The following is a 23,057-nucleotide window of genomic DNA, read 5'->3' on the forward strand; positions in this document are numbered from 1 at the left end:
TGCGCGCAGGCTAGCACGCGGGCGGGAGTCCGTGGCAGTGCCCCTCGCCACGGCCAGTGTGTTCATCAGGCGCGTGTAGCTCAAGGCGAGCGACTGCTGCCCCCGGCGCTGAGCGTCTCGAGCAGATGGCGCCCTTGATCATCCTCGTGATGCCGGCGTGCGATGCACGGCAGCCACAGGCAGAAGGTGGCGCCGCCACCGGGCGTATCTTCCAGCCATAGCCTGCCTCCCAGCTGGGTGATCAAGCCCGATGAGACCGACAGACCGATGCCCGAGCCATTGGCGCGCGTGGTGAAGAAGGGCGTGAAGATGCGCGACTTCAGGTGCTCGGGCACGCCAGCCCCGTGATCGATGACGCGTATCTCGACACCCGCCACGGGGGCGAGCTCCTCTGTTGGCGTTGGCACTGCTGCTGGTACTGAGGCTGACGCTGGCACTGAGGGTGATGTATCCGGACGGCTGTTTGGCTCGCCGTTCATCACGGCCAGCGCTGCATCACGATCACGGCTGGTGATGCACAGCGTATCCGGCGCAGGCGCCATCTCGATGGCGTTGATCAGCAGGTTGACCAGCACCTGGGTCAGTTGCGCGCGATCGGCCTCGATCAAGCGGGTCGCCGCCAGCTCATGCTGCAATCGATGGCCATGATGATCCAGCGCATGCCTGACCAGCACCTCGACACTGTGGATCGCCTCATCGGGATGAATCTGGCTGAGGTGAGGCGCACCGAGCGATGGCGTCAGTGAGTTGCCATCGCCAATGTCATTGGAGGCGAGCGGATCGCGCGCGTACTGACGCAGGTTGTCGACCAGCGCGCGAATGCGTTCGACCTGATGGATGATGGTGGCGATTTCCTCGCGTACCGGCTCGGCCTGTTCGCCGAGAATCACCTCGATCAACTCGACATGGCCCAGAATCACTGCGGCGGGGTTGTTGATCTCGTGGCCGATACCCGCCGTCAGTTCGCCCAGTGCCGCCAGTTTCTCGCGGGTCAGCAGGCGTGCGCGCGCTTCACGCAGCAGGCGGACGTGCTCCTCCAGTGCCTGACTGCGTTCGCGCAGCGTGGCGGTCTGGGCGCTAAGATCGCGGGTGCGGTCCTCGACCTGGGCTTCCAGCGTCTGGGCTGCGAGCTGTATCTCATGGCGGTGCGCTTCCAGTCGCGCCAGCATGGCGTCGAATTCCTCGGCCAGTTCATCCAGCTCATCACCGTGTCGCTGCGCCGGCCCCAGAGAGGACAGTGGGCCTATGCGCAAGCCCTCCTGTGATGGTGTATCACGCACCGCATGCACCACACGGCGGATCTGTCGGATCGGCTGCATCAGACGCTCGATGCTGCTCCACACCAGCAGCACGCCCAACAGGCTGACCGCGATCAGCACCAGGCTGATATGTGTCAGCGTCTCGCGATAGAGACGCGCGTAGGGCGCCTGTGGGTAGCCTGCGTAGATCATGCCGATCCGCTGGCCATCCAGAGAATCCAGCGGGGCATAGGCGGCCACGAACCAGTCACGCACCACGAAGGCACGATTGATATAGCGCTCGCCATTGCCGATCACCTGACGCTTCACCTCCAGCGAGGCGCGGGTGCCCAGTGCACGCTCGCCGCTGGCGTCGGTGACATTGGTGGCGATGCGGACATCATCGAGAAACAGGGTGATGGTGCCGGTGCCATCTTCCGGCAGAGTACCGGGGCCATAGAGCAGATCGCGGATTTCATCGACCAGACGCGGGTCGCGATTGAGCAGGCGGCCCGCATCCAGCACGCCCAGCAGCTTGCCCTCGCCATCAAGTATGGGTACCAGCGCCCGCAACAGCATGCCGCGGTTCTCCTCGCGGCGGGCACTGGGTTGTGCGTAGGGCGTCTGGCGCAGCGCAAGACGCGCGCGTTCGGCAAGCGCTGGATCCAGCGTCGCCAGTGAGTCACTGGACAGCATGTCGAGGCCATCCAGGCTTTCGCCGCGCGCAAGTTGCGGAATCAGCGCGGCGACACCGGGCGTCTGACGCAACTGTTCTGTGGGCAACCAGCGCAGCCAGTCGGCATTGAGGGTGTCCCGCATCGTATCCAGGCGCGGTGTCAGACGTGGCAACAGCTGTGCGGATTGCTCATCGGGTGCCACCAGCTGGCGCAGGTTGCGGCGCATCGCCTCCAGGCCATCCCGCAGGCGCTGATGTTGGCTTTGCAGCGTGCGGCTGGCGACATCGAGATCGCTGCGCACGTTCATGTATAGCTGGCGGTCGGTATAGGCCGTGGTCCAGTAAGCGGTCAGGCCGACCAGCGCCAGCATCAGCGCCAGTAGCGGCGCCAGTGTCAGCAGCAGCAGCCTGCGCCGCAGCGAACCGGCGAAGTAATGGCGCAGGCGCTTGATCATGCGCTGCCGTCGGCTCCGTAGGGAGCGGTAGATGCAGTGGCGGGGGCTGGTTGATCGCTCTCGATGCTGCTCTCAGCACCATTCTCAGCGCCGCTGTCCCCGCCGCTTTGCTGCTCGGCGCGCCAGGTGGACAGTTTGCGATCCAGCGTCTTGCGCGAGATGCCCAGCTGGCGGGCGGCGGCTGACTTGTTGTTGGCATGCCGCTCCAGTACCGCGCACAGATGGGCCTTTTCCACCGCATCCAATGACCACTCGAGCGGATAGCCGCTGCTGGCGGCCTCTTCCACGGTGGTGGTCGCGTCTCCGCTGTCGTTCCATGTCGGGTGGCCTGATGCCTGTTCAGTCTGACTCTCGGCCGGCAGGGTATCGCCGGGTAGGCGACCGAGCAGCAAGGCGCGCTCGATGACGTTCTTGAGTTCCCGCACATTGCCGGGCCAGGAATAGTGGCACAGGCGAGTGAGGTCTGAGTGCTGCCAGGGAACGGCGGGGAGGTTGAGCTCACGCGACAGCTGGCGCGAGAAGTGCTGGGCCAATGCCGGGATATCCTCCGGGCGCTCGCGCAGGGCCGGCAGTGTCAGGCTCAGCACGTTGAGGCGATAGTAGAGGTCTTCGCGGAAGCGGCCCGCGGCCACCTCCGTCTCCAGTGTACGATGGGTGGCGGCCACGATACGCACGTCCACCGCCTGTTCCTGCTCGCCACCGACGGGGCGCACGCGGCGCGTTTCCAGCACTCGCAACAGCTTGGCCTGCATCGCCAGGGGCATCTCGCCGATTTCATCCAGAAACAGCGTGCCGCCATCGGCGAAGCTGAACAGGCCATCACGGCCACGGTGGGCGCCGGTGAAGGCCCCCTTGAGATGGCCGAACAGCTCACTCTCCAACAGCTCCGGGCTGATCGCGCCGCAATTGACCGGCACGAAGGCCCCGCGCCGACCGGACAGGCGATGCAGGTCACGCGCCGCCAGCTCCTTGCCGGTGCCGGACTCTCCCAGGATCAGCACCGGCGAGGGCGCGGGAGCAACGCGCGCGATGATATGCGCCAGCTCCTGCATGGCAGGGCTCTCGCCCTTGAGGCTGGCCTCTTCCTGTTGATGGCGGGCATTGTCGCGACGGAGTAGGAAGTTTTCCCGCGTCAGCTGGCGGCGCTCAAGGCAGCGGTCCAGCGCAGCCTGCAACTGTTCGAGACGAAACGGCTTGATGATGAAATCACAGGCCCCGGCCCGCAGCGCGCGCACAGCGGTCTCGAGATCGGCGTAGGCGGTCATGAAGATGACATCGCTGACCGAAGAGGGCGCAAGCGCCTCATCCCAGTCCAGGCCATCGCGCCCCGGCAGGCGAATGTCGAGCAGGATGAGGTCGAAATGCAGACGCGAGCGCAGGGCTTCGGCCTGCTCGATACTATCGGCGCATTCGATCAGCGCAAAGCGCGAAGACAGCGCCTTCTCCAGATAGCGGCGCATGCCGGGCTCGTCGTCGACGATCAGTACCGAGGCGGTGGGGAGGGGGTCGCTGCCGCTACGCCGGGTCTCACGGGGTGTGGAGGGGGCGTGGGCAGTCATGGCGTTCCTCGGGTCAACAGGGCAGTAATGGTCGCAGGGGGAATCATCTCTATCATGCGGGCATTGTGGCGTGCCGCTCACTGGTAATCTAGCGCTGGATACCACATTGCTGCCTCTTTCTGCATACGCTTGCCGCAGGCAGGGTTGGTAGGCTGTCCCGTTACGCCACGCTAGGCCCGGTGATGACGCGTCAATTGGGTCGTCATGGGTCAGTAGGGGCACGCCTGGGCTTATTGTCAGTATTTTTCCGGCCATCCCGGCTGTGCCATTTCACCAACGCCATTCGCTCCAGTCGATATAGCGACGTCATCAGGGCGCGAGAAGGGCGAAAGGGGCGAGAGGGGCGAGAGGGGCGAGAGGGGCAAGAGGGGAAAGAGGGGGGAGAGGGGCGAGAGGGGCGAGAGGGGCGAGAGGGGGCAGGAGGCGGGTGCCGGCAAATCTGCCTGCTGGTGAAGATGCCGGTATCATCGCCGGCTGTCTTGTGAGCCACCCCCTGTATCAGCCTCGATGCCAAAGCCTTGAAAGCCTTTATTGGATAGTCCCTTTCGGCACCAGAGCGCTTTCGGCATGTCGTTTGCAGAGTCAGCATTCACGTTGATGTCATCAAGTCCGTCACGCCAGAAGAAATATTCAGGGAGCATCATCCATGTCGCAACGCCATACCTTGTCTTCTCGTCGCCTGCTGGCCACCCTCGCAGGCCTGTCATTCGGTGCGCTGAGCATTCTGCCGGCCCATGCGGCCGACGACATCATCCGTCTGGCCACCACGACCAGCACCTACAACTCAGGTCTGCTCGATCACCTGCTGCCGGAGTATGAAGAAGCCCACGATGTCACCATCCAGGTCATCGCGGTCGGTACCGGCAAGGCGTTGCGCATGGGACAGGATGGCGATGTGGACCTGGTAATGACCCACGCCCCGGGCGCCGAGCGCAAGTTCGTCGATGCCGGTTACGGTGTCGAGCCGCATGGCGTGATGTACAACGACTTCGTGCTGCTCGGCCCTGAATCGGACCCGGCGGCCATTGACGGCATGCAGGATGTGGACGCCGCACTGGGCAAGATCGCCAGCGCCAATGCCGGCTTCATCTCGCGTGGCGATGACTCCGGCACCCACAAGAAGGAATTGGCCCTGTGGCAGAGTGCCGATGTCACCCCTGACTTCTCCGGCTACAAGGCCGTCGGCCAGGGCATGGGCAAGGTGCTGAGCATGGCCAGTGAGCTGCAGGACTACACCTTGAGCGATCGGGGCACCTGGCTTGCGATGGAAGACAAGCTCGAGCTCGAGATTCTGGTCGAGGGCGATGCGCGTCTCTTCAATCCCTATCAGGTGATTCTGGTCAATCCGGCCAATCATGATGGGCTCAACACCCGTGGTGCGCGTGAGCTGGCCGAATGGTTGATTTCCAGCGAAGGGCAGCAGGCGATCGATGATTATCGTCTCAAGGGCAAGGCGCTGTTCCATGCCAGCCATGGCGAGACCGGCTTCGATGCTCGCCAGACAGCGGATCGTGCCTCTGAGCGCACGCCGGTGAAGGCGCAGGACGCACAGGCTGAGCCGCGTTCGTGAGCTTGTGGCAAACCACGCAGGAGGCCATGAGCCTCCTGCTGAGCATGGATGGCGCGCTGTGGGAGATCATCGGCGTGTCGTTTCGTGTCTCGCTGATGGCGATGTTGATCGCGGTGCCACCGGCACTGTTGATCGCCTTCGTGCTGGTTCGCTGTGCCTTCCCGGGGCGATGGCTGTTGATCTCGCTGATCAATACCCTGATGGCCGTCCCCACCGTGGTGGTGGGGCTGCTGCTGTTCATCCTGTTGTCGCGCGCTGGTCCGCTGGGCGACTGGCATCTGCTGTTCACCCAGCCGGCGATGGTGATCGGGCAGATTCTGCTCGCCCTGCCGATTCTGGTGGTGATGCTGCATGCCGCGCTGGCGGGCGTCGACAAGCGTGCCTGGGAGACGGCCTTGCAGCTTGGGGCGTCGCGCCGGGCGGCGTTGTGGCGGCTGGTGATGGAGGCCCGTTTCGGCGTGATGGCGGCGTTGGTGGCCGCGTTTGGTAGAATCATCGCTGAAGTGGGTTGCGCCATGATGGTGGGTGGTAACATTGCCGGTTTCACGCGCAATATCACCACGGCCATCGCGCTGGAAACCCTCAAGGGCGAGTACGCCCAGGGGGTCGCCCTGGGCATGGTATTGCTGGTGTTGGCGCTGGCGCTCAATCTGATGCTGGGGCTGTTGCGCGGTCGCGGTCAGCTGATAGTACAGGCGTGACCCGCGGCCTCGCCGCCAGTCACATTCTGCTCCCGCAGCCTGCAAGCCGCCTGCCTGCCAGTTGAGACAAGCACACCAGCACTGATCGCGTCAGGCTGAATCGTCGTATGGAGTCATGATGTTCCCCCCTAGTTCTTCGTCCTCGTCTGTTCCCCCGGGCGACTCCTCCTGCCCGGTGGCGGGGACTGGCTTCGCGCAAGCCTCGTCGTCTTCTGCCCAGGTACTCGATGCTGACGCAAGCGTTGCCCCTCTGTTGCGTGTGCGCGACCTCGAATATCGCTTGCCGCCTGCGGCGCAGGCATCCGGCGAGGGCGCCGAGGCGCAAGGGCGCCTGTTGTGGCATGTCGCGGCGCTGGATTGGGCACCGTCCCCGGCGTCCGGCTGGGTGCACCTCAAGGGCGACAACGGCAGCGGCAAGACCACGCTGCTGCGCGTGCTGGCCGGCATGCAGCCAGCGACAGGCGGCAAGCTTGAATGGCAGACCCGTGACGCTCATCCGGTGCGCTACCTGCACCAGCAGCCGTATCTGTTCGACACCAGCGTGGCCGGCAATCTGGTGCTGGCGGCTCGCTGGCAGCCCGACAGTGGCTCTGCCGGCCAGCAGCGCGATCAGGTCGAGGAGATGCTGCGCTGGAGTGGGCTGAGTGATCAGGCCCGACAGCCCGCCCGCTCATTGTCGGGAGGCGAGCGAGCGCGCCTGGCATTGGCGCGCGCCTGGTTGTCGCGTCCGCCGGTGCTGTTGCTGGATGAGCCTGCCGCCAATCTGGACCAGGCCGCCGTCGAGCAGTTGGCGTTGCGACTGGAGCAGATGTGCCAGCAGGGGTGTGCGGTGATCCTTTCCTCGCATCAGGACAATGCCTTGAGTCAGGGCTCGAGTGCGCGCTGGACGCTGAGCGCTGCCAGCCTGCACACTGAGCCCACAGCGGGCTGAGTTGCCTTGAGGGGCTGAGTTGCCTTGAGGGGCTGAGTTGCCTTGAGGGGCTGAGAAAGCCCTGTTCATCAGTCGCTTGCACTGGATGGCCTGCCAGCAGCCCTGCTGCAGGACATGACCTGCGCCTTGGCGCACTCGACCGGGATACGCTTTCATGCCGAGCTCCAATCACACCTCTGACGCTACACCACTGCCGAGCGATGCCGAGCAGCTCAAGGCCTCGCTCACGCCCGCCAATATCACCGGGGTGGTGCTGGCCGGTGGCCAGGCGCGGCGCATGGGTGGCGTCGACAAGGGACTGGTCACGCTCAATGAGGTGCCGCTGATGGCGCATGTGCTGGCGCGCCTGACTCCTCAGGTGGGTGAGCTTCTGATCAATGCCAACCGCTCGCACGCCGAATATGCCGCCTATGGGCATCCGCTCGTCGAAGACAGCGAGCAGGGTTACCACGGCCCCCTGATGGGCATGGCCAGTGCGCTGGCGGCAGCGCGGACGCCCTGGGTGATGATGGTGGCCTGCGATGTGCCGCACCTGCCCAATGAACTGGTCGAGACGCTGAGCGTGGCGCTGATCGATCATGCCAACGGCGATCAGCTCGAAGGCTTCACTGTCGAGGGCGGTCACGCAGTCGATGCCGGGCCTGCGCTCTTGGCCGTGGCGGCAGACGAGTTCCGTTACCATCCGGTGATCTGTCTCATGCACCGTGGCCTGCTGCCTTCGCTGCAGGCGGCGCTGGTCGCTGGCGAGCGCAAGATCGACCGTTGGTTCGATCAGCATGTCTGGCTCAAGGTGCAGGCAGGCAGCGAGCAGGACTTCGCCAATCTCAACACCCTTGAAGAATGCCGTGAGATGGAAGCCGGCTCGCGCTGAGCGTGCTTCTTTCCTGACGTCCTCTGCGTGTCATCCGTTCCCGCTTGTACGCCCAAGGTGTGTCATTGTGATGCAGGTGGTTATCGCTGGGGGCGTCTCTTCAGGAGTCTGGCGGGTTATTGTCTTTGCCTGCCCGGTATTGATGGCCTTGGCGTTGCACCTTTCACGTGTCGTGTCTGGCGGTTCTGGCGGGTGTCTTGCCACTCTGCGTCGTTGCCCCCATTGAACCCTTGCTCATATCGAGTCGTTGCCCCATTGAAATGAGCGCCGTGCGTGTTCACCTTCATGGCATCCGCTCAGCCCGCATTGCATCGTCATCTTTTCCCTTGCGGGCGCGAGAGCGCTGCGGTGAGCCCGTCGACAGGCCGCCATACGCCGGAATCATCAAGAGAACCTTCATGCCTGAGTCCTTCTCCATGACTGACCAGCGTGCTGATACCGCTGTCAGTGCTGAACATCCTTCCCGCCGTAGTGATGCAACCGCCCCGCGTGGTGGTATTTGTCATGAAGTCGGGATGTCGCCCGCCTGGCAGGCACGTCTGGCGGCGTCAGCGTGTCCACTGTTGGGCATCGCGGCCTGGAGCGGCACCGGCAAGACCACGCTGCTCGAACAGCTGCTGCCCGAATTGAGAGCGCGCGGCCTCCGCGTCGCTGTCATCAAGCATGCGCATCATGCCTTTGATGTCGATACGCCGGGCAAGGACAGTCATCGTCTGCGAACGGCGGGAGCCGTACCGATGCTTGTGGCATCTTCTAGGCGTTATGCGCTGATGATGGAAACGCCGGACCAGGCAGAGGCCGATCTGGAGCAGCTGGTGGCGCAGCTCGAGGGGCTGGAGGTGGACCTGATTCTGGTCGAGGGCTTCAAGCAGTGGCCGCTGCCCAAGCTTGAGCTGTACCGCGAGGCCGTGGGCAAGCCGCTGCGAGCCCCGGAGGACCCCTGGATCCATGCGCTGGCGACACCGGCGGCGCAGCTGCCGCCTCGTGATGATGTGCCGCAGGACCTCAAGCGGCTGGACCTTGACGATCCTCAGGCGCTGGCTGCCTGGATCGCTGCCTGGCCGGTGCACTGGCGTCTGGAAGGCGGCAAGCCGCGTGGCGAGGTGGGCGCATGAGCCTGTCGTGTTTCGATCCGCGTTTCGGTGAGCGCATGCTGAGTGTCGATGAAGCCTTGAGCGTGCTGGGGGAGAGCCTGGCGGGCGTGAGGCGCACGCCGCGCAGCGAGCGTGTCGCTCTGGCGCAGGCACCCGGACGTGTGCTCGCCGAGACGGTCATCTCGCCGCTGGATGTTCCGGCGCAGACCAACGCAGCGATGGACGGCATCGCGCTGGCACGGGCTTCATTGCCAGACGCGGAGAGCGGCGAGCCACTGAGCGATCGCGGCGAATTGAGCGATCACTGCGAGCTGAGCGTGATCGGCAGCTCGCTGGCGGGCCATCCCTGGACGGGTCGAGCGCTCGCCGCGGGGGAGGCCATGCGCATCACGACCGGCGCGGCCTTGCCTGCAGGCGCCGACACCGTCGTCATGCAGGAGCAGCTCGAGTATCGCTCCACACAGGGCGAAGCCGGCGAGCAGGTGGTGATCGAAGGCGTGGCCAGCATTCGCCGTGGCCAGAATGTACGTCAGGCCGGTGAGGACATCGCGCGCGGCGACCGGGTGATGACGCCGGGCCAGTGGCTGACGCCTGCCGCCGTGGGCGTGCTGGCGTCGCTCGGGCTCGCCGAGGTCTCCGTCTATCGGCCGCTGACGGTGGCGATCTTCTCCACCGGTGACGAGGTCACGGCTCCCGGCGAGACGCTGCCGGCAGGCGGCATCTATGACGCCAATCGCTTCAGCCTCGTGGCGCTGCTACATGACCAGGGCATCGAAGTGCTGGATCTCGGCATTCTGGGCGATGACGAGGCGAGCGTGAGTGCTGCCCTGCGTGATGCCGCGAAGCGTGCCGACATGGTCATCACCTCCGGCGGCGTGTCGGTGGGCGAGGCCGATCATGTGCGCAGTGCTCTCGCTGCCTGTGGTGAGCTCGCGTTGTGGCGCATCGCCATGCGACCCGGGCGTCCGCTGGCGTTCGGCATGTTGCGTGCCACTCCCGCCGGCGCCGAGTCGTCATCTGGCCAGGTGCCGTTCTTCGGCTTGCCGGGCAATCCGGTGGCGACCATGGTCACCTTCCTGCAGTTCGTGCTGCCCGCGCTACGCCTGTTGTCGGGCCAGCAACGGTTGGCGAAGGGTGAGGCGAATGCCTCGGCGACGACACTGGCGCAGTGGCAAGCCCCGCGCCTGCAGCTGATCGCCGGCGAGACGCTGCGCTCACGTGCCGAGCGTGTCGACTATCATCGCGGCCAGATCGTGCTGGATGACCAGGGGCGTCAGGTGGTGATGACCACAGGTCGGCAGGGCTCGGGTATTCTGACCTCGATGTTGCTGGCCGAATGCCTGATCGAGATCCCCGCCGGCTGCGCCACGCTCCACGCCGGCGAGCCGGTCATGGTGCAGTGGCTGGGCAGTCGCGGCATCGTCTAGACGATGCCCATGCAGTGGTCATGCCAGCTGATTCATGAAAAGATAGTCTGCTAATTTTTTGGTCGGTCCTGCTCATCAGGGCTTGCCTGCCTGCTTCTTCAGGCTTTGGTATTTCTGAGATTGCCGCCAGTCAGGCGCACCCGATACGGATACGAGACAGCTCATGAGCCTTACTCATCTCAACGCACGCGGCGAAGCCCATATGGTGGATGTTGCGGACAAGCAGGAAACCCGCCGCGAGGCGCGAGCCAGCGCACGCGTCAGCATGCTGCCTGCCACGCTTGCCCTGCTCGCCGAAGGTGGCTTGCCCAAAGGCGATGTGCTGGCGACGGCGCGTATTGCCGGTATCCAGGCGGCCAAGCGCACTCATGAGCTGATTCCGCTCTGCCATACCCTGATGCTCTCCAAGGTGACGGTCGACTTCACACTGGACAGCACCAACAGCTGCGTGGAAATTCAGGTGCTGTGCCGCCTCAATGGACGTACCGGTGTCGAGATGGAGGCGCTGACGGCGGCCTCGGTGGCGGCCTTGACGCTCTATGACATGTGCAAGGCGGTCGACAAGGGTATCGTGATCGGCGATATCCAGCTCGAGACCAAGACCGGCGGCAAGAGTGGAGACTGGCAGCGTCCGGAGGAGGCTGCCGCTTTCGAGCAGACGCCCGCTGAGCCAAGCCGTGCTGAATCAAGCCGGGACGAGCCAAGCCGTGCTGCGGCAGCTGAGCCCAACGAAGTGAGAGTGACAGCGGGACAGGCCGCTTCGGCGTCACGCGATGATGCCACCGTGCGGGTTCTCTTCCTGGCGGAACTGCGGGAGCGGCTGGATCTCGATAGCCTGGCGCTGAACCTGACGACCCTGTCGGAGGCGACGGTCGGGGGCCTCAAGCGCACCCTGGCGCTGCGTGACCCGCAGCTTGAAGCGCTCAATGACACCCGCGTGCTATGCGCCGTCAATCAGGACATGGTGCGCGATGACCATGCACTGAATGCCGGTGATGAAGTCGCCTTCTTCCCACCGGTGACGGGGGGGTGACATGACCCAGGTCGCAAACGAAGCCACGCAGGCCTTTTCGGTCAGTATTCAGGCCTGCGATTTTGATCTGCGTGTCGAGCAGGATGCCCTGACGCGTGGGCGCGGCAACATCGGTGCCGTGGTGTCCTTCACGGGGCTGGTGCGTGATTTCAATCAGCGTCCGGATGTCGTCGCGCTGACGCTGGAACACTATCCCGGTATGACGGAGCGCAGCCTCGAGCGCTTGATCACAGAGGCGCGTGAGCGCTTCCCGCTCACCGGGGTGCGTATCATTCATCGTGTCGGACGGCTCGAGCCCGGCGACAATATCGTGCTGGTGCTGGTCGCCAGTGCACATCGTCAGGCTGCCTTTGCGGGCTGTGACTTCCTGATGGACCACCTCAAGTCGCGAGCGCCTTTCTGGAAAAAGGAGCACACCGCCACAGGAGATTATTGGGTGCGAGAACGCTCGAGTGATCGCGAGGCACTCGAGCGCTGGCATCCCGAGTCCGCGGTGACGGCAGAGGGTGGAGCGGCAACCCCCTTTGCCGAGCAACACAAGGCTGATGACTCATTGGCCGAGGCCAGCCGCGAAGAGCGACAATCAGCGCTGGCAACATCCAAGTTTTCGGGAGAGTCATGATGGAAACCCTGGTCGATGACTTCGGTCGTCGCATCCGCTATGTTCGCCTGTCAGTGACGGACCGCTGTGACTTTCGCTGCGTCTATTGCATGAGCGAAGAGATGACCTTTCTGCCGCGCGATGAGGTGTTGAGCCTCGAAGAGATCGCGTTGCTGGCGCGCGCCTTCGTGGAATTGGGGGTCGAGAAGATTCGCCTGACCGGAGGGGAGCCGCTGGTGCGGCGTGATATCGGCAAGCTGGTCGATGAAATCGGCGCGCTCGAGGGCCTCAAGGACTTCTCGATGACCACCAACGGCGCGGGCCTTGCCAGGCACGCCGCGCAGTTGAAGGCCGCCGGCATGTCACGGCTGAATATCAGCCTTGATTCTCTGGACCCGGAGCGCTTCAAGGCGCTGACGCGTACCGGCGACCTGAACAAGGTGATCGCCGGAATCCGTGCTGCGCGCGAGGAAGGTTTCCGCATCAAGCTCAATGCGGTGGTGCTGAAAGGTCGCAATGATCACGAAGTGGTATCGCTGGTCGAATTCGCGCGTCAGGAAGGGTTGGACATCAGCTTCATCGAGGAGATGCCGCTGGGCCAGGTCTCGGATCACGGTCGTGACGAGACCTTCTGCTCCAGTGATGATGTCCAGGCGCGCATCGAGACGCGTTATCCGCTGATTCCCACACTTGAAGACAGCCTGGGGCCGGCACGCTATTTCCGCATGGCGGACAGCGAATCACGGGTGGGATTCATCTCACCACACAGTCATAACTTCTGCTCGACCTGCAACCGCGTTCGCGTCACGGTAGAGGGGCGTCTGTTGCTGTGTCTTGGCAATGAGCACTCGCTTGACCTGCGGGACATCATGCGTCGCCACCCGGGGGATATCGAGCCGCTCAAGGCCGCGATCATCGATGCCATGCATCTCAAGCCCGAGCGTCATCACTTCACGACGGACGGTGATGTCCAGATCGTTCGCTTCATGAACATGACGGGAGGCTGAGTCCCTTTTTCGTCATCAGTCGTGGCGCTCATGTTGATCGAGCCTTCCCGGATAACTCACAGGCGCTCACAAAAAACCCGCTATCAAGCGGGGTTTTTGTTGGTCTATCCTATGGAAACACTGCCTTGCTTTTGACAAGGCTTGTTAGTTCATATTTAGCGCTTATACTTTGCTGCATTATCACATCCAATGCGATGACTCGCAGGGATTCCAGCTCAGTGCATATGGTGGAGGTAGCGAAATGACAGCCGATTCTCTCGAAAAGATCGCCCGCAACAAGAATGTTGCTCGTGCAGCAGCGCGTCAGCTGTCCATGGAACAACTGCACAAGCTCTCCGAGGTCATCAATGAGGTGATCGAGCAGAAAGCCGAAGAAGACGAGCAGCGCCGCGAGGAAGAAATCGCCAAGGAGCGCAAGCTTGCCGAGATTCGTGATGCGATGATCGAAGCTGGCCTTTCCGTGGATGACCTGGTCAGTGATCAGCCCAAGCGTCGTGGCCGTCCGCCGAAGAACAAGTCCGTTTGAGCCCTTCGGTCTGACGTCATGGAGGTGGCTGAAGCGCTTGAGAACGAGATTGCCAGTCGGCAATCTCTCCATCACCAGCCCCTGAGCGCCTCCCAGCAGCAGAAAAGCCCGCCCGGTATTTCCCGGGCGGGCTTTTTCATGTCTCGCTTTGCGCAGGGCAGTGAGCTCGAAGCGGCCATCACTTCAATGATGGCGCGATACTCACTGCTGATTCATGGCCATGATATGCAGGAAGAGCACCGGCTCATGGCGCAGGTGGTTGCGCAGCCAGCGATTGATGCGTCCATCGAGTTGCTGCTTGAGTTCACGTTCATTGCTGGCATCCAGGCCTGCCAGGGTGTCATCCAGCCACTCGGCGAAGCTGTCTTCATCCAGGCTTGAGGTGCCGCTGATATCCAGCATCAAGCGGCCGATGCGAACCCAGCCGGCTTCCTGCAGCGTGACGGGCAACGCGAGCGAGACGCTGCCATGCCGGCCGAGACGCGCGCGGGCACGGCGGTCCATGGAGTCCAGCGGACGCACCTTGTCATGCTCGATGATGCGTTCGTGCAGTGTCAGTCGTTTCTCCACCGACAGCCCCTGAGCATCGAGGCGAATCACGTCACCATTGACGGGAATCAGCGGTGCCTCGATGCCCAGGGACTGTGCCACCTGGGTGTGAGCGAGCTGGTGGCGATATTCGCCATGCACCGGCAGCAGACGTACCGGCTTGAGCCAACCATAGAAGGTGCGCAATTCTTCCTGTGCCGGGTGGCCGGAGGCGTGCAGCTCCGGGAACTGCTTCTCTTCCATGATGCTGACGCCGAGTCGTGTCAGGGCATTGTGCAGCTTGCCGATGGCCAGCTCATTGCCGGGAATCGCCTTGGAAGAGAAGATCACGGTGTCGCCGGCAGCCAGCTCGAAGTCCGGATGCCGGGAATTGGCCAGGCGTGACAGTGCGGCGCGCGGCTCGCCCTGACTGCCGGTGGCGATCACCATGACCTCTTCCGGGGGCAGATAGCCCAGGTCCTTCACCGGTACCAGTGGCGGGAAGTCCTCCAGATAGCCGAGACCGCGGGCGACGCGCACCATGCGCTCCATCGAGCGACCCAGCAGCGTGATGCGGCGGCCATTGCGTGCGGCGGCGCGCCCCAGTGCCAGTATGCGGGCCAGATTGCTGGCAAAGCAGGTCACGACGACGCGACCGCGACAGCCGGCCAGCGTCTTCTCCAGTGCGCGCGCAACCTCGCCTTCACTACGCGAATGGCCTGCCAGCGGCGCATTGGTGGAGTCGCCGACGACCAGATCGACCGGCGCCAGTGCCTGATAACGCGCCGGATCGGTAGGCTTGCCGATCAAGGGCTCCGGGTCCAGCTTCCAGTCGCCGGTGTGCATCACGCGATATTCCGGCGTGACGATCAGCAATGAGCAGCTTTCCGGAATCGAGTGGGTCAGCGGCAACAGTCGCAGCGCGAAGGGGCCGGATTCGAAGCCTTCATCCACCTCGATGATCTGCAGGCTGGAGGTTTCCAGCTCGCGCTCGGCAAACTTGGCGCGCAGCAGGCCAGCCGCCAAGGGCGTGGCGATGATCGGGCAGCGCCACTTCGGCCACAGCCAGGCGACTGCGCCGATGTGGTCTTCGTGGCCATGGGTGATCACCAGCATCTGCGGGCTGATGCCCAGGCTTGCCAGGGACTCGATATCCGGTACCTGCAACGGACCTTCCGGCAGATCCTGACGAATCATCATGCCGCAATCCACGGCGATCCAGTGATCCTGATAACCATACAGCGTCAGATTCATGCCGATCTCGCCGCAGCCACCCAGTGGTAGCAGGTGCAGCGGCGGACGTTGTCTCTGACGGACTTGAACGCGGGGTTTCAACATGGATGTCATGCCATCTATAAAATGTGGCTCAACTATACGGGAATCCCGCGAAGCGCCACAAATGGCGCTGTTGTCCGATCGATTCGATTCGATAGCGCCTCGGCCGTCAACGTGACGCCTTGAGGTGGGCCGGCGTGATGTCGCTGATCGCAATGTCGTATTGACCATATGGACAGAATCGGGGCGCAGCACTGTTTCAGGCCGCGTGATCAGCTACAATAGCCCACCTTTGCCGAGGGGCTGCTTACGGGCGGTGTCATGATTCCTCGCGCAGGCCGGCGTTTCGCCGGCTGAACATCATTCCCGCTATCACAATGGTTGAACTTACGATGTCTCACGCCTATCGCCTGGTGGTGTCCTGCCCTGATCAGGTCGGAATTGTTGCCCGAGTTTCCACTTTCATCGCCGAGCAGGGCGGGTGGATCACCGAAGCCAATCAGCATTCTGATCTTGGCGCCGGCCGTTTCTTCATGCGCTATGAGATCAACCCCGAAACCATCGGCCTGAGCGCCGATGAGCTCGGCAAGCGCTTCGCACCGATCGGTGAAGAGTTCGGCATGCAGTGGCGCGTGCATGACACCGCTGCCAAGAAGCGTGTCGTGCTGATGGTTTCCAAGGACTCCCATTGTCTGGTGGACCTGCTGCATCGCTGGCAGTCCGGTGATCTGGATTGCGAGATTCCCTGCGTCATTTCCAATCACGATGACATGCGCTCGCTGGTGGAATGGCACGGCATTCCGTTCCATCACGTGCCGGTCGACAAGAATGACAAGGCTCCGGCCTTTGCCGAAGTCGAGCGTCTGGTGGAAGAATCCGGGGCCGATTGCATCGTGCTGGCGCGCTACATGCAGATCATTCCGCCGAGCCTGTGTGAACGCTATGCCGGTCGCCTGATCAACATCCACCACAGCTTCCTGCCTTCCTTCGTGGGTGCCAAGCCGTATCACCAGGCCTTCGGGCGCGGGGTCAAGCTGATCGGGGCGACCTGTCATTACGTGACCGAAGAGCTGGATGCCGGCCCGATCATCGAGCAGGACATCCATCGCGTCACACACTGCCATACCGCCGAGGAACTGGTGCGCATCGGCCGTGATGTCGAGCAGAAGGTGCTGGCCCGCGGCCTGCGCTGGCACCTGCAGGATCGTGTGCTGATCCACGGCAACAAGACCATCGTCTTCGCCTGAGCCTCGCTTGCTCAACGCATGAGTCTGTCATCGACCTGAGGTCGTGACGATGAAGCCGGTACCTGTCTCAGGTGCCGGCTTTTTTGGTTGCGGGATCAGGTTGGCGTCGAGCTAGAACAACCCCAGCTGCTGGGCGTCCTCGCGGGCCTTGAGGCGTACGCCGACGCCCAGCAGGCGGACAGGGCGGTGGCCGCGTTGCCAGGCTTGCTCCATCAGCAGGGCGAAGCTGTTGGCGCTCGGCAGCGTGGTGGTCGAGGCGGGGAGCAGGCTTTCCAGCGTGGTGCTCTCGAAGTTGCTGAAGCGGATCTTGACGAACTGCTTGGCCAGCACCGGCTGGTCATGACGGGCGTGACGGCTGGTCAGGCGTTCGAGCAGGGCGGGCAGGCGCTCCAGGCAGGCTGGCAGGTCAGGCAGGTCGTGATCGAAGGTGTGCTCGACACTGATCGACTTGCGTTCGCGTTCGACACGCACCGGTCGCTCATCGATGCCGTGCGCCAGTTCGTGCAGGCGTGTGCCGAACTTGCCGAAGTGCTCGGCCAGTGTTGTCAACGGTGTGCCGCGCATGTCTTCGCAGGTGGTGATGCCCAGGCGTGTCAGACGCGCCAGCGTCGCCGGGCCGACCCCGTGCAGCTTGCCGACGGGCAGCTGGCGGATGAAGGCGTCGCTGGTCTCGGGCGTGATCACCGTCAGGCCGTCGGGCTTTTCCCAGTCACTGGCGATCTTGGCCAGAAACTTGTTGGCGGCCACGCCAAGGGAGAGGGTGATGCCGGTGCGCCTGAGCGCCTCTTCCTTCAGCCAGCGCGCCATCCAGGTGGCGCTGCCCTGAAAGTCAGTCACGGCGCTGACATCCAGATAGGCCTCATCCAGCGAGAGGGGCTCCACCAGGGGCGTCAGTTCATGGAAGAGTGCCTGGATCTCGGCGGAAACGGCGCGGTAGCGCTCGAAATCCGGGGGTACCAGAATCAGCTGTGGGCAAAGGCGCAGCGCTCGGGCGGTCGACATCGCCGAGCGTACGCCGAAGGCGCGCGCGGGATAGTTGCAGGTGGCGATGACGCCGCGTTGCTCGGTGCGGCCACCGATGGCGATGGGCACCTCGCGCCACTCGGGATGGCGGAGCATCTCGACGGCGGCATAGAAGCAATCACAGTCGGCGTGGAGGATCTTGCGCATGCGCGCATCATGCTAAAAGACTGGATGGCTGTCCAGTGCTTGTGCTCACTCATTGCGCTTGAGCAGGCTCACCAACGATAACGCCCGACAGTGAGGAGAGTCCCCACTGTCGGGCGTTGGCATGGCTGGCATCTTGCTTGGGCGCGAGACTGGCGCTCAGCGGATTACAGCGTCATCGCGGCCACCCAGCCGAACACGATCAGCGGGATGTTGTAGTGGAGGAAGGTCGGCACCACGCTGTCCCAGATGTGGTCGTGCTGCTGATCGACATTCAGGCCGGCCGTCGGGCCGAGGGTCGAGTCAGAAGCCGGTGAGCCGGCATCTCCCAGCGCGGCGGCGGTGCCGATCAGCGCGACGGTGGCCAGCGGCGAGAAGCCGAATTGCAGCGCCAGCGGCACGTAGATGGCGGCAATGATCGGAATGGTCGAGAAACTGGAGCCGATGCCGAGAGTGATGAACAGACCGACCATCAGCATGACCAGCGCGGCCAGCGGCTTGTTGTCACCGATGATGTGGAAGGAGGCGTCGACCAGGGTCTGGATGTCGCCGGTGGCCTTCATCACGGAAGCGAAACCTGCCGCCGAGATCATGATGAAGCCGATCAGCGCCATCATGCGCATGCCGGAGGTGAAGAGGTCATCCGCTTCGTTCCACTTGAACAGGCCACCCAGCGAGAGGATGGCGAAGCCGACCAGGCCGCCGAGAATCATCGAGCCGGAATACAACTGAATGCCGAGGGCGGCGATGATGGCGATGCCTGCCATGACCAGACCGCTCTTGGATGGCGTGTGCATGGGCGTGTGGTGCGGTACGTTGCTGGACTTGATCTCGCGGGTCGCGTAGTCACGCGGCTTGCGGTAGGAGACGAACAGCGCCGTCAGCAGGCCAAGGAACATGCCGCCGACGGGAATCGCCATCGCCATCGGCACCATGCCACGGGTCACGTCGAGACCGAGCGACTGGCCGGCATCATTGATGTTGGCCAGCAGGATGTCGTTGAGGAAGATGGAGCCGAAACCGACCGGCAGCAGCATGTAGGGCGCGGTCAGGCCGAAGGTCAGTGCACAGGCCACGGCACGACGATCCAGACGCAGGCGGTTCATGGCGACCAGCAGCGGCGGAATCAGGATCGGGATGAAGGCGATGTGAACCGGAATCAGGTTCTGGGAGGAAATCGCGACCAGAGTCACGCTGCCCAGCAGGCCGTACTTGATGGCCGTCTGGCGGCGCGGCGTGCTTTCGCCATTGAGCAGGCCGATCAGGCGTGCGGCGAGCAGGTCCGGCAGGCCGGAGCGAGACAGGGCGACGGCGAAGGCACCGAGAGTGGCGTAGGCCAGCGCGACCTTGGCGCCGCCGCCGACACCGTCATTGAAGGCGCCGAGCGTGTCGGTCAGGGACAGCCCGCTGAACAGACCGCCGACCAGGGCGCCGGCGACCAGCGCGAAGACGACCGAGACGCGAGCCAACGACAGGCCGACCATGACCAGGACGGCCAGAATTACCGCATTCATGCGAGTACCTCTATGTGGGGTTGTGCCAGCTTTGGGAGTGTTGCGGACAGAGCGGGCGAACTGTGGGTGCGTGGCCACCCGATCCCGGGGCAATGCCTCGCATGACGTGTACATTCGTGACGAATGCCTTGCTGTCGCAGTGTTCCTGCGGCTTCCTCCTGAATGCCGTCAAAAACGGCGCATAATCTTACCAGAAGGGCAACGCAAGCTGAATGGCCGATGAACGTGGGCGCTGCCAAATGGCACAAGTTGGCGTGCCATGACGGCTTTTTGTAGAATGCCACGCTGCCCGGCGGCTGCAGTCGCAGGCGTTATTCAACAGGAGTGCGCATGCTGGAGCTGGAAAATGCCCGCGTCATCGGCATGGGAAATGATCGGCGTGTCTATCAGGACCCGAACGACCCCCATCGCTGCATCAAGGTCCCGCGTTACCCTGACAAGGGCAGCCGCCAGAATGAACGCGAGCAACGCTATTTCGAGGGCCTGGTCAGACGTGGCATGCGCGACTGGTCCTATGTGCCTGCCTACCACGGCAGTATCGCCACCGCCGAGGGACTCGGGCTGGTCTTCGATCTGATTCTCGACAGTGACGGCTCCACGTCACGCCGACTGCGCGAGGTGCATCTCGAGACCCCCGAGCGCCTGAGCGCCGAGGTGCTGGTGAGCGAGCTGGCCAATCTCTATCGTTATCTCGAGAAACGCTGGTTGATTCCGTCTGATCTCAATGATCGCAATATCGTGGTCCAGTTCAGCGACGACCAGCCGCCCAGGTTGTGGCTGATCGACGGTGTCTCGAATCCTGACTTCATTCCGCTGGCGACCAGCGTCGCCTGGCTGGCACGGCGCAAGGTCGCGCGTCGCTATCGTCACTTCCTCAGGAAACTGGTCAAGGGGGGGCAGCTCTCGCCAGAGGATTATCAGGCACTCGAAGCCCGTCTGTGGGGGTGAATGCCTCTGATGGTGATGGCTCTCGAGACTGGTGGGTCTCGAGGGTGACTGCCCCTGATGGCGCTTGTCGCTGATAGCAATGGCCTTTGATGAACATCGTCTTTGATGAACATCGCCAGGAGCAGTCATGTTGTGTATCAGTGTATCAGTGCTCCAGGGCCTCGAAGTAGCTGGTCATCGCATGGGTGATCTGGCGCAAGTCCTGCGGCGAGGTGATATAGGCCGGCATGGTATAGAGCCAGCGCCCGAAGGGACGTAACCAGACGCCCAGTTCACGGGCATGGGCCTGAGCGCCTGCCAGACTGCTGGCATCGTGCACTTCTATCACCGCCGTGGCACCCAATACGCGTATATCGCGAATGGCGGGATGGGAGAAATTCAGCAGGGTGTCGCGCAACACTTGATTGAGCTCGTCAATCTTGCCCAGATAATTCTCTTCCTCGAATACCGCGAGACTTTCCAGTGCTACCCGACAGGCCAGCGGATTGCCCATGAAGGTCGGGCCGTGCATGAAGGCGCTATTGGCATCCTCACCATCAAATGCATGGAAGATATGACTCTGGGCCAGGGTGGCGGCATGTCCCAGATATCCCCCCGTCAGTCCCTTGGAGAGCACCATGATGTCAGGAGAGACATTGGCGTGTTCACAGGCAAACATCTTGCCGGTCCGACCGAAGCCGGTCGCGACTTCATCGAAGATCAATACGATTCCGAACTCATCACATAACTCGCGTGCCGCCTCGAGATAGTAGGGCGAGTACATGTTGAGGCCACCTGCCGCCTGTAACAGTGGCTCCATCAACAATGCCGCTATCTCATGCTGGTGTGTTTCCAGGCAGGCGCGCAATGCGCTGATATCGTCTGCTACCTCTTCACGACTGGCACTGAAACCGGCAGTCGGCGCCGGTGCGAAATGATGTCTGGGCAGGAAATCGGCGAACAAGGAATGCATGCCTTCCTCGGGGTCACACACTGCCATGCAGCCCGCCGTATCGCCGTGATAGGCCTTCATCAATGACAGCATGCGCGTCCGCCCCCGCGTGTCATTGCGGTCTTTGCGCTGTTGCTGATATTGCACTGCCATCTTCATGGCGACTTCCATGCCCACCGAGCCGCTATCGGAGAAGAAGACATGATTCAGGCCCTCAGGGGTGACACGCACCAGCGCATCGGCAAGCTCCTTGGCCGGTCGATGGCGAATGCCCCCCAGCATCACATGGCAGAGTTCTGCCGCTTGCTGCTGGATGGCCGCGACGAGACGCGGGTGTCCGTAGCCATGGATCATGCACCACCAGGAACATGTCGCATCCAGCAGTGTCTCACCTCCCGCCAGTGTCATGCGGGCTCCCGTGCCGCCGGCCACCTCCAGTGGCGCTGGCATGTCCTGCATCTGGGTATACGGGTGCCAGAGAGAAAGTGAGTCCGTATCGCGGGTCGGCATCTGGGAGAATGGCATGGAGTATCTCTGCGAGTGGCGGGATAGTGGTGTGGTGTGATGATGGCTCAATCTTTGTCAACTTTGACCATTCTATCAGGTTGACGGTTTTTTTGAAGTGACGCTTTCTGGAGAAAGTGTTGCATTTCGCACCACTATTAGTTCGTCACCTGCTTTAGTATGGACTGCTGTTGTTCGTTCAGGTGCATGCTTTTCGAGGTGCGCAGGCAATGATTGCCCTTCATCAAAAGTCTGTACTGTGACGCTGTCACGCCGAAGGGAAAAGTGGTTGCATAATACTTCCTTGTGGGTTGTCGTCATGAATTGTGCATATCCCGTGAATATTGGAGGCCTAGTCATGGCGGGCCCTCAAGCCCGATATCAGGTCGTGGCAAAGAGTTCTTCGTGTTGTTGCAGTGACCCTTTTGGCAGACCTGTCTTCAGTTGTGACAGGAGATAATGAAGTGCTTGGGCGGTGAGTACTGTTTTTTTGTTGGCTATTGCATTGATCGGAAAGATTGCATACTTTGGGAACATGTTATTTAAGACTTCACCTTGCAGTTGACTCGGTCTATAATCGCCCTTGATCCGGTGTGGGCGCTTAACTGTCCCGAGTGTCCTGCACAAGTCTTTACGAAAACGCGCTGTTAAACATGTACGGCAGATGAATATCCACCGAACCTCTTTCAACATCGTGTTTTCGTGACTCAACTGTCTGTCCCGACATCCTGGAGATACTCATGTCCCTGTTGACTGATTTCATGCAGAAAGAGCAAGAGCTCAAGAAACTTCAAGAGCAGCTGGAAAGCCTGCGCAATGATGACCGTCTGAAGAACGAACTCGAATTCAAGGACAAGCTGGACGCGCTGATGGGCGAGTACGGCAAGTCCACCCGTGACGTCATCACCCTGCTGGACCCGAAAGCGTCCCAGGCGCCGGCTGCTGCCGCACCGGAAAGCAAGACCGGTGGTGTGCGTCGCAAGCGCAAGCTGAAGGTCTACAAGAACCCGCACACCGGTGAAGTCATCGAGACGCGTGGTGGTAACCACAAGCAGCTGAAAGAGTGGAAGGAAGAGCACGGTGCGGAAACCGTCGAATCCTGGCTCGAGCGCACTGAAAGCTGAGCACTGGCTTTGTTGCCAGCTAGCTAGCTGACGCTGCCACACATGAAAAGGCCCCGCAATCGCGGGGCTTTTTCATGTGTGGCGTTTGATTGACGCTAGAGGGCGGGCTCCCTCTTTTGAGCAGGCCTTG

General features: G+C 62.5%; 18 protein-coding genes and 1 pseudogene. 13 read left to right on the forward strand and 6 right to left on the reverse strand.

Translation table 11 applies throughout. The features are described from left to right. Nucleotides 1–80: 80 nt before the first annotated feature. Together MKZ40_RS03335 and MKZ40_RS03340 are read right to left on the reverse strand one after the other, a co-directional pair. Nucleotides 81–2,369, reverse strand: a complete 2,289-nt coding sequence (locus tag MKZ40_RS03335; RefSeq protein ID WP_175089383.1) for a cache domain-containing protein — start codon at nucleotides 2,367–2,369, stop codon at nucleotides 81–83. Then, entirely contained in the window at nucleotides 2,366–3,928 is a 1,563-nt protein-coding gene (locus tag MKZ40_RS03340; protein WP_175089384.1) for a sigma-54 dependent transcriptional regulator, read from the reverse strand. Before MKZ40_RS03340 ends, MKZ40_RS03335 begins: the two co-directional genes overlap by 4 nt. Before the next feature lie 646 nt (nucleotides 3,929–4,574). On the opposite strand from MKZ40_RS03340, the gene MKZ40_RS03345 reads away from it, so the two are divergent. The 10 genes and pseudogenes from MKZ40_RS03345 to MKZ40_RS03390 all read left to right on the forward strand — a co-directional run bounded on the left by MKZ40_RS03345 (nucleotide 4,575) and on the right by MKZ40_RS03390 (nucleotide 13,689). Next, on the forward strand, nucleotides 4,575–5,498 hold the full coding sequence (locus tag MKZ40_RS03345; protein WP_175089386.1) for a substrate-binding domain-containing protein: 924 nt from the start codon (nucleotides 4,575–4,577) through the stop codon (nucleotides 5,496–5,498). A 26-nt stretch (nucleotides 5,499–5,524) separates the two neighbouring features. Then, complete coding sequence (locus MKZ40_RS03350; protein ID WP_217485850.1) at nucleotides 5,525–6,199, forward strand: ABC transporter permease; 675 nt, start codon at nucleotides 5,525–5,527, stop codon at nucleotides 6,197–6,199. A 118-nt stretch (nucleotides 6,200–6,317) separates the two neighbouring features. Then, nucleotides 6,318–7,130: an ATP-binding cassette domain-containing protein gene (locus MKZ40_RS03355; RefSeq protein ID WP_175089389.1), complete on the forward strand. Its 813-nt coding sequence runs from the start codon at nucleotides 6,318–6,320 to the stop codon at nucleotides 7,128–7,130. 154 nt (nucleotides 7,131–7,284) lie between these two features. Then, the gene (gene mobA / locus MKZ40_RS03360) at nucleotides 7,285–8,001 is read left to right on the forward strand and encodes a molybdenum cofactor guanylyltransferase (protein WP_175089391.1); all 717 of its coding nucleotides are present in this window, start codon (nucleotides 7,285–7,287) and stop codon (nucleotides 7,999–8,001) included. A 515-nt stretch (nucleotides 8,002–8,516) separates the two neighbouring features. After that, entirely contained in the window at nucleotides 8,517–9,116 is a 600-nt protein-coding gene (gene mobB / locus MKZ40_RS03365) for a molybdopterin-guanine dinucleotide biosynthesis protein B (RefSeq protein ID WP_175089393.1), read from the forward strand. Continuing rightward, nucleotides 9,113–10,522 (forward strand): gephyrin-like molybdotransferase Glp, encoded by a 1,410-nt coding sequence (glp, locus tag MKZ40_RS03370; RefSeq protein WP_175089394.1) that lies wholly within the window; start codon nucleotides 9,113–9,115, stop codon nucleotides 10,520–10,522. Before mobB ends, glp begins: the two co-directional genes overlap by 4 nt. A gap of 163 nt (nucleotides 10,523–10,685) precedes the next feature. Next, complete coding sequence (gene moaC, locus MKZ40_RS03375; protein ID WP_175089396.1) at nucleotides 10,686–11,555, forward strand: cyclic pyranopterin monophosphate synthase MoaC; 870 nt, start codon at nucleotides 10,686–10,688, stop codon at nucleotides 11,553–11,555. Nucleotide 11,556: 1 nt separating this feature from the next. Next, a pseudogene (locus MKZ40_RS03380) lies at nucleotides 11,557–12,018 on the forward strand (molybdenum cofactor biosynthesis protein MoaE); the annotation flags it as partial. Between the two features lie 155 nt (nucleotides 12,019–12,173). Further along, nucleotides 12,174–13,163: a GTP 3',8-cyclase MoaA gene (moaA, locus tag MKZ40_RS03385; RefSeq protein ID WP_175089399.1), complete on the forward strand. Its 990-nt coding sequence runs from the start codon at nucleotides 12,174–12,176 to the stop codon at nucleotides 13,161–13,163. A 241-nt stretch (nucleotides 13,164–13,404) separates the two neighbouring features. Then, nucleotides 13,405–13,689 (forward strand): hypothetical protein, encoded by a 285-nt coding sequence (locus tag MKZ40_RS03390; RefSeq protein WP_043336782.1) that lies wholly within the window; start codon nucleotides 13,405–13,407, stop codon nucleotides 13,687–13,689. A 201-nt stretch (nucleotides 13,690–13,890) separates the two neighbouring features. On the opposite strand, the gene MKZ40_RS03395 is transcribed toward MKZ40_RS03390, so the two are convergent. Next, nucleotides 13,891–15,471, reverse strand: a complete 1,581-nt coding sequence (locus MKZ40_RS03395) for a ribonuclease J (protein WP_175089564.1) — start codon at nucleotides 15,469–15,471, stop codon at nucleotides 13,891–13,893. A gap of 413 nt (nucleotides 15,472–15,884) precedes the next feature. Between MKZ40_RS03395 and purU the strand changes: the two genes are divergently transcribed. After that, nucleotides 15,885–16,739, forward strand: coding sequence for a formyltetrahydrofolate deformylase (gene purU, locus MKZ40_RS03400; RefSeq protein WP_175089401.1), 855 nt, complete (start codon nucleotides 15,885–15,887; stop codon nucleotides 16,737–16,739). A gap of 111 nt (nucleotides 16,740–16,850) precedes the next feature. On the opposite strand, the gene dinB is transcribed toward purU, so the two are convergent. Together dinB and MKZ40_RS03410 are read right to left on the reverse strand one after the other, a co-directional pair. Then, nucleotides 16,851–17,909 carry a DNA polymerase IV gene (dinB, locus tag MKZ40_RS03405; protein ID WP_175089403.1) on the reverse strand — a complete coding sequence of 353 codons (1,059 nt, stop codon included), beginning with the start codon at nucleotides 17,907–17,909 and terminating at the stop codon, nucleotides 16,851–16,853. A 164-nt stretch (nucleotides 17,910–18,073) separates the two neighbouring features. Further along, the gene (locus MKZ40_RS03410) at nucleotides 18,074–19,420 is read right to left on the reverse strand and encodes a Na+/H+ antiporter family protein (protein WP_175089404.1); all 1,347 of its coding nucleotides are present in this window, start codon (nucleotides 19,418–19,420) and stop codon (nucleotides 18,074–18,076) included. A 330-nt stretch (nucleotides 19,421–19,750) separates the two neighbouring features. On the opposite strand from MKZ40_RS03410, the gene MKZ40_RS03415 reads away from it, so the two are divergent. Further along, a complete protein-coding gene (locus tag MKZ40_RS03415; RefSeq protein ID WP_175089406.1) occupies nucleotides 19,751–20,368 on the forward strand; it encodes a YrbL family protein in 618 nt (205 codons plus the stop codon). Between the two features lie 145 nt (nucleotides 20,369–20,513). Here MKZ40_RS03415 and bioA read toward each other — a convergent pair whose 3' ends face one another. Continuing rightward, nucleotides 20,514–21,824, reverse strand: coding sequence for an adenosylmethionine--8-amino-7-oxononanoate transaminase (gene bioA / locus MKZ40_RS03420; protein WP_254627064.1), 1,311 nt, complete (start codon nucleotides 21,822–21,824; stop codon nucleotides 20,514–20,516). Nucleotides 21,825–22,543: 719 nt separating this feature from the next. Here bioA and MKZ40_RS03425 point away from each other — a divergent pair. After that, entirely contained in the window at nucleotides 22,544–22,927 is a 384-nt protein-coding gene (locus MKZ40_RS03425; RefSeq protein WP_043336770.1) for a histone-like nucleoid-structuring protein, MvaT/MvaU family, read from the forward strand. Nucleotides 22,928–23,057: the final 130 nt, after the last annotated feature.

It is taken from the genome of Cobetia sp. BMC6, assembly GCF_029991385.1.
Classification (GTDB): Bacteria; Pseudomonadota; Gammaproteobacteria; order Pseudomonadales; family Halomonadaceae; genus Cobetia.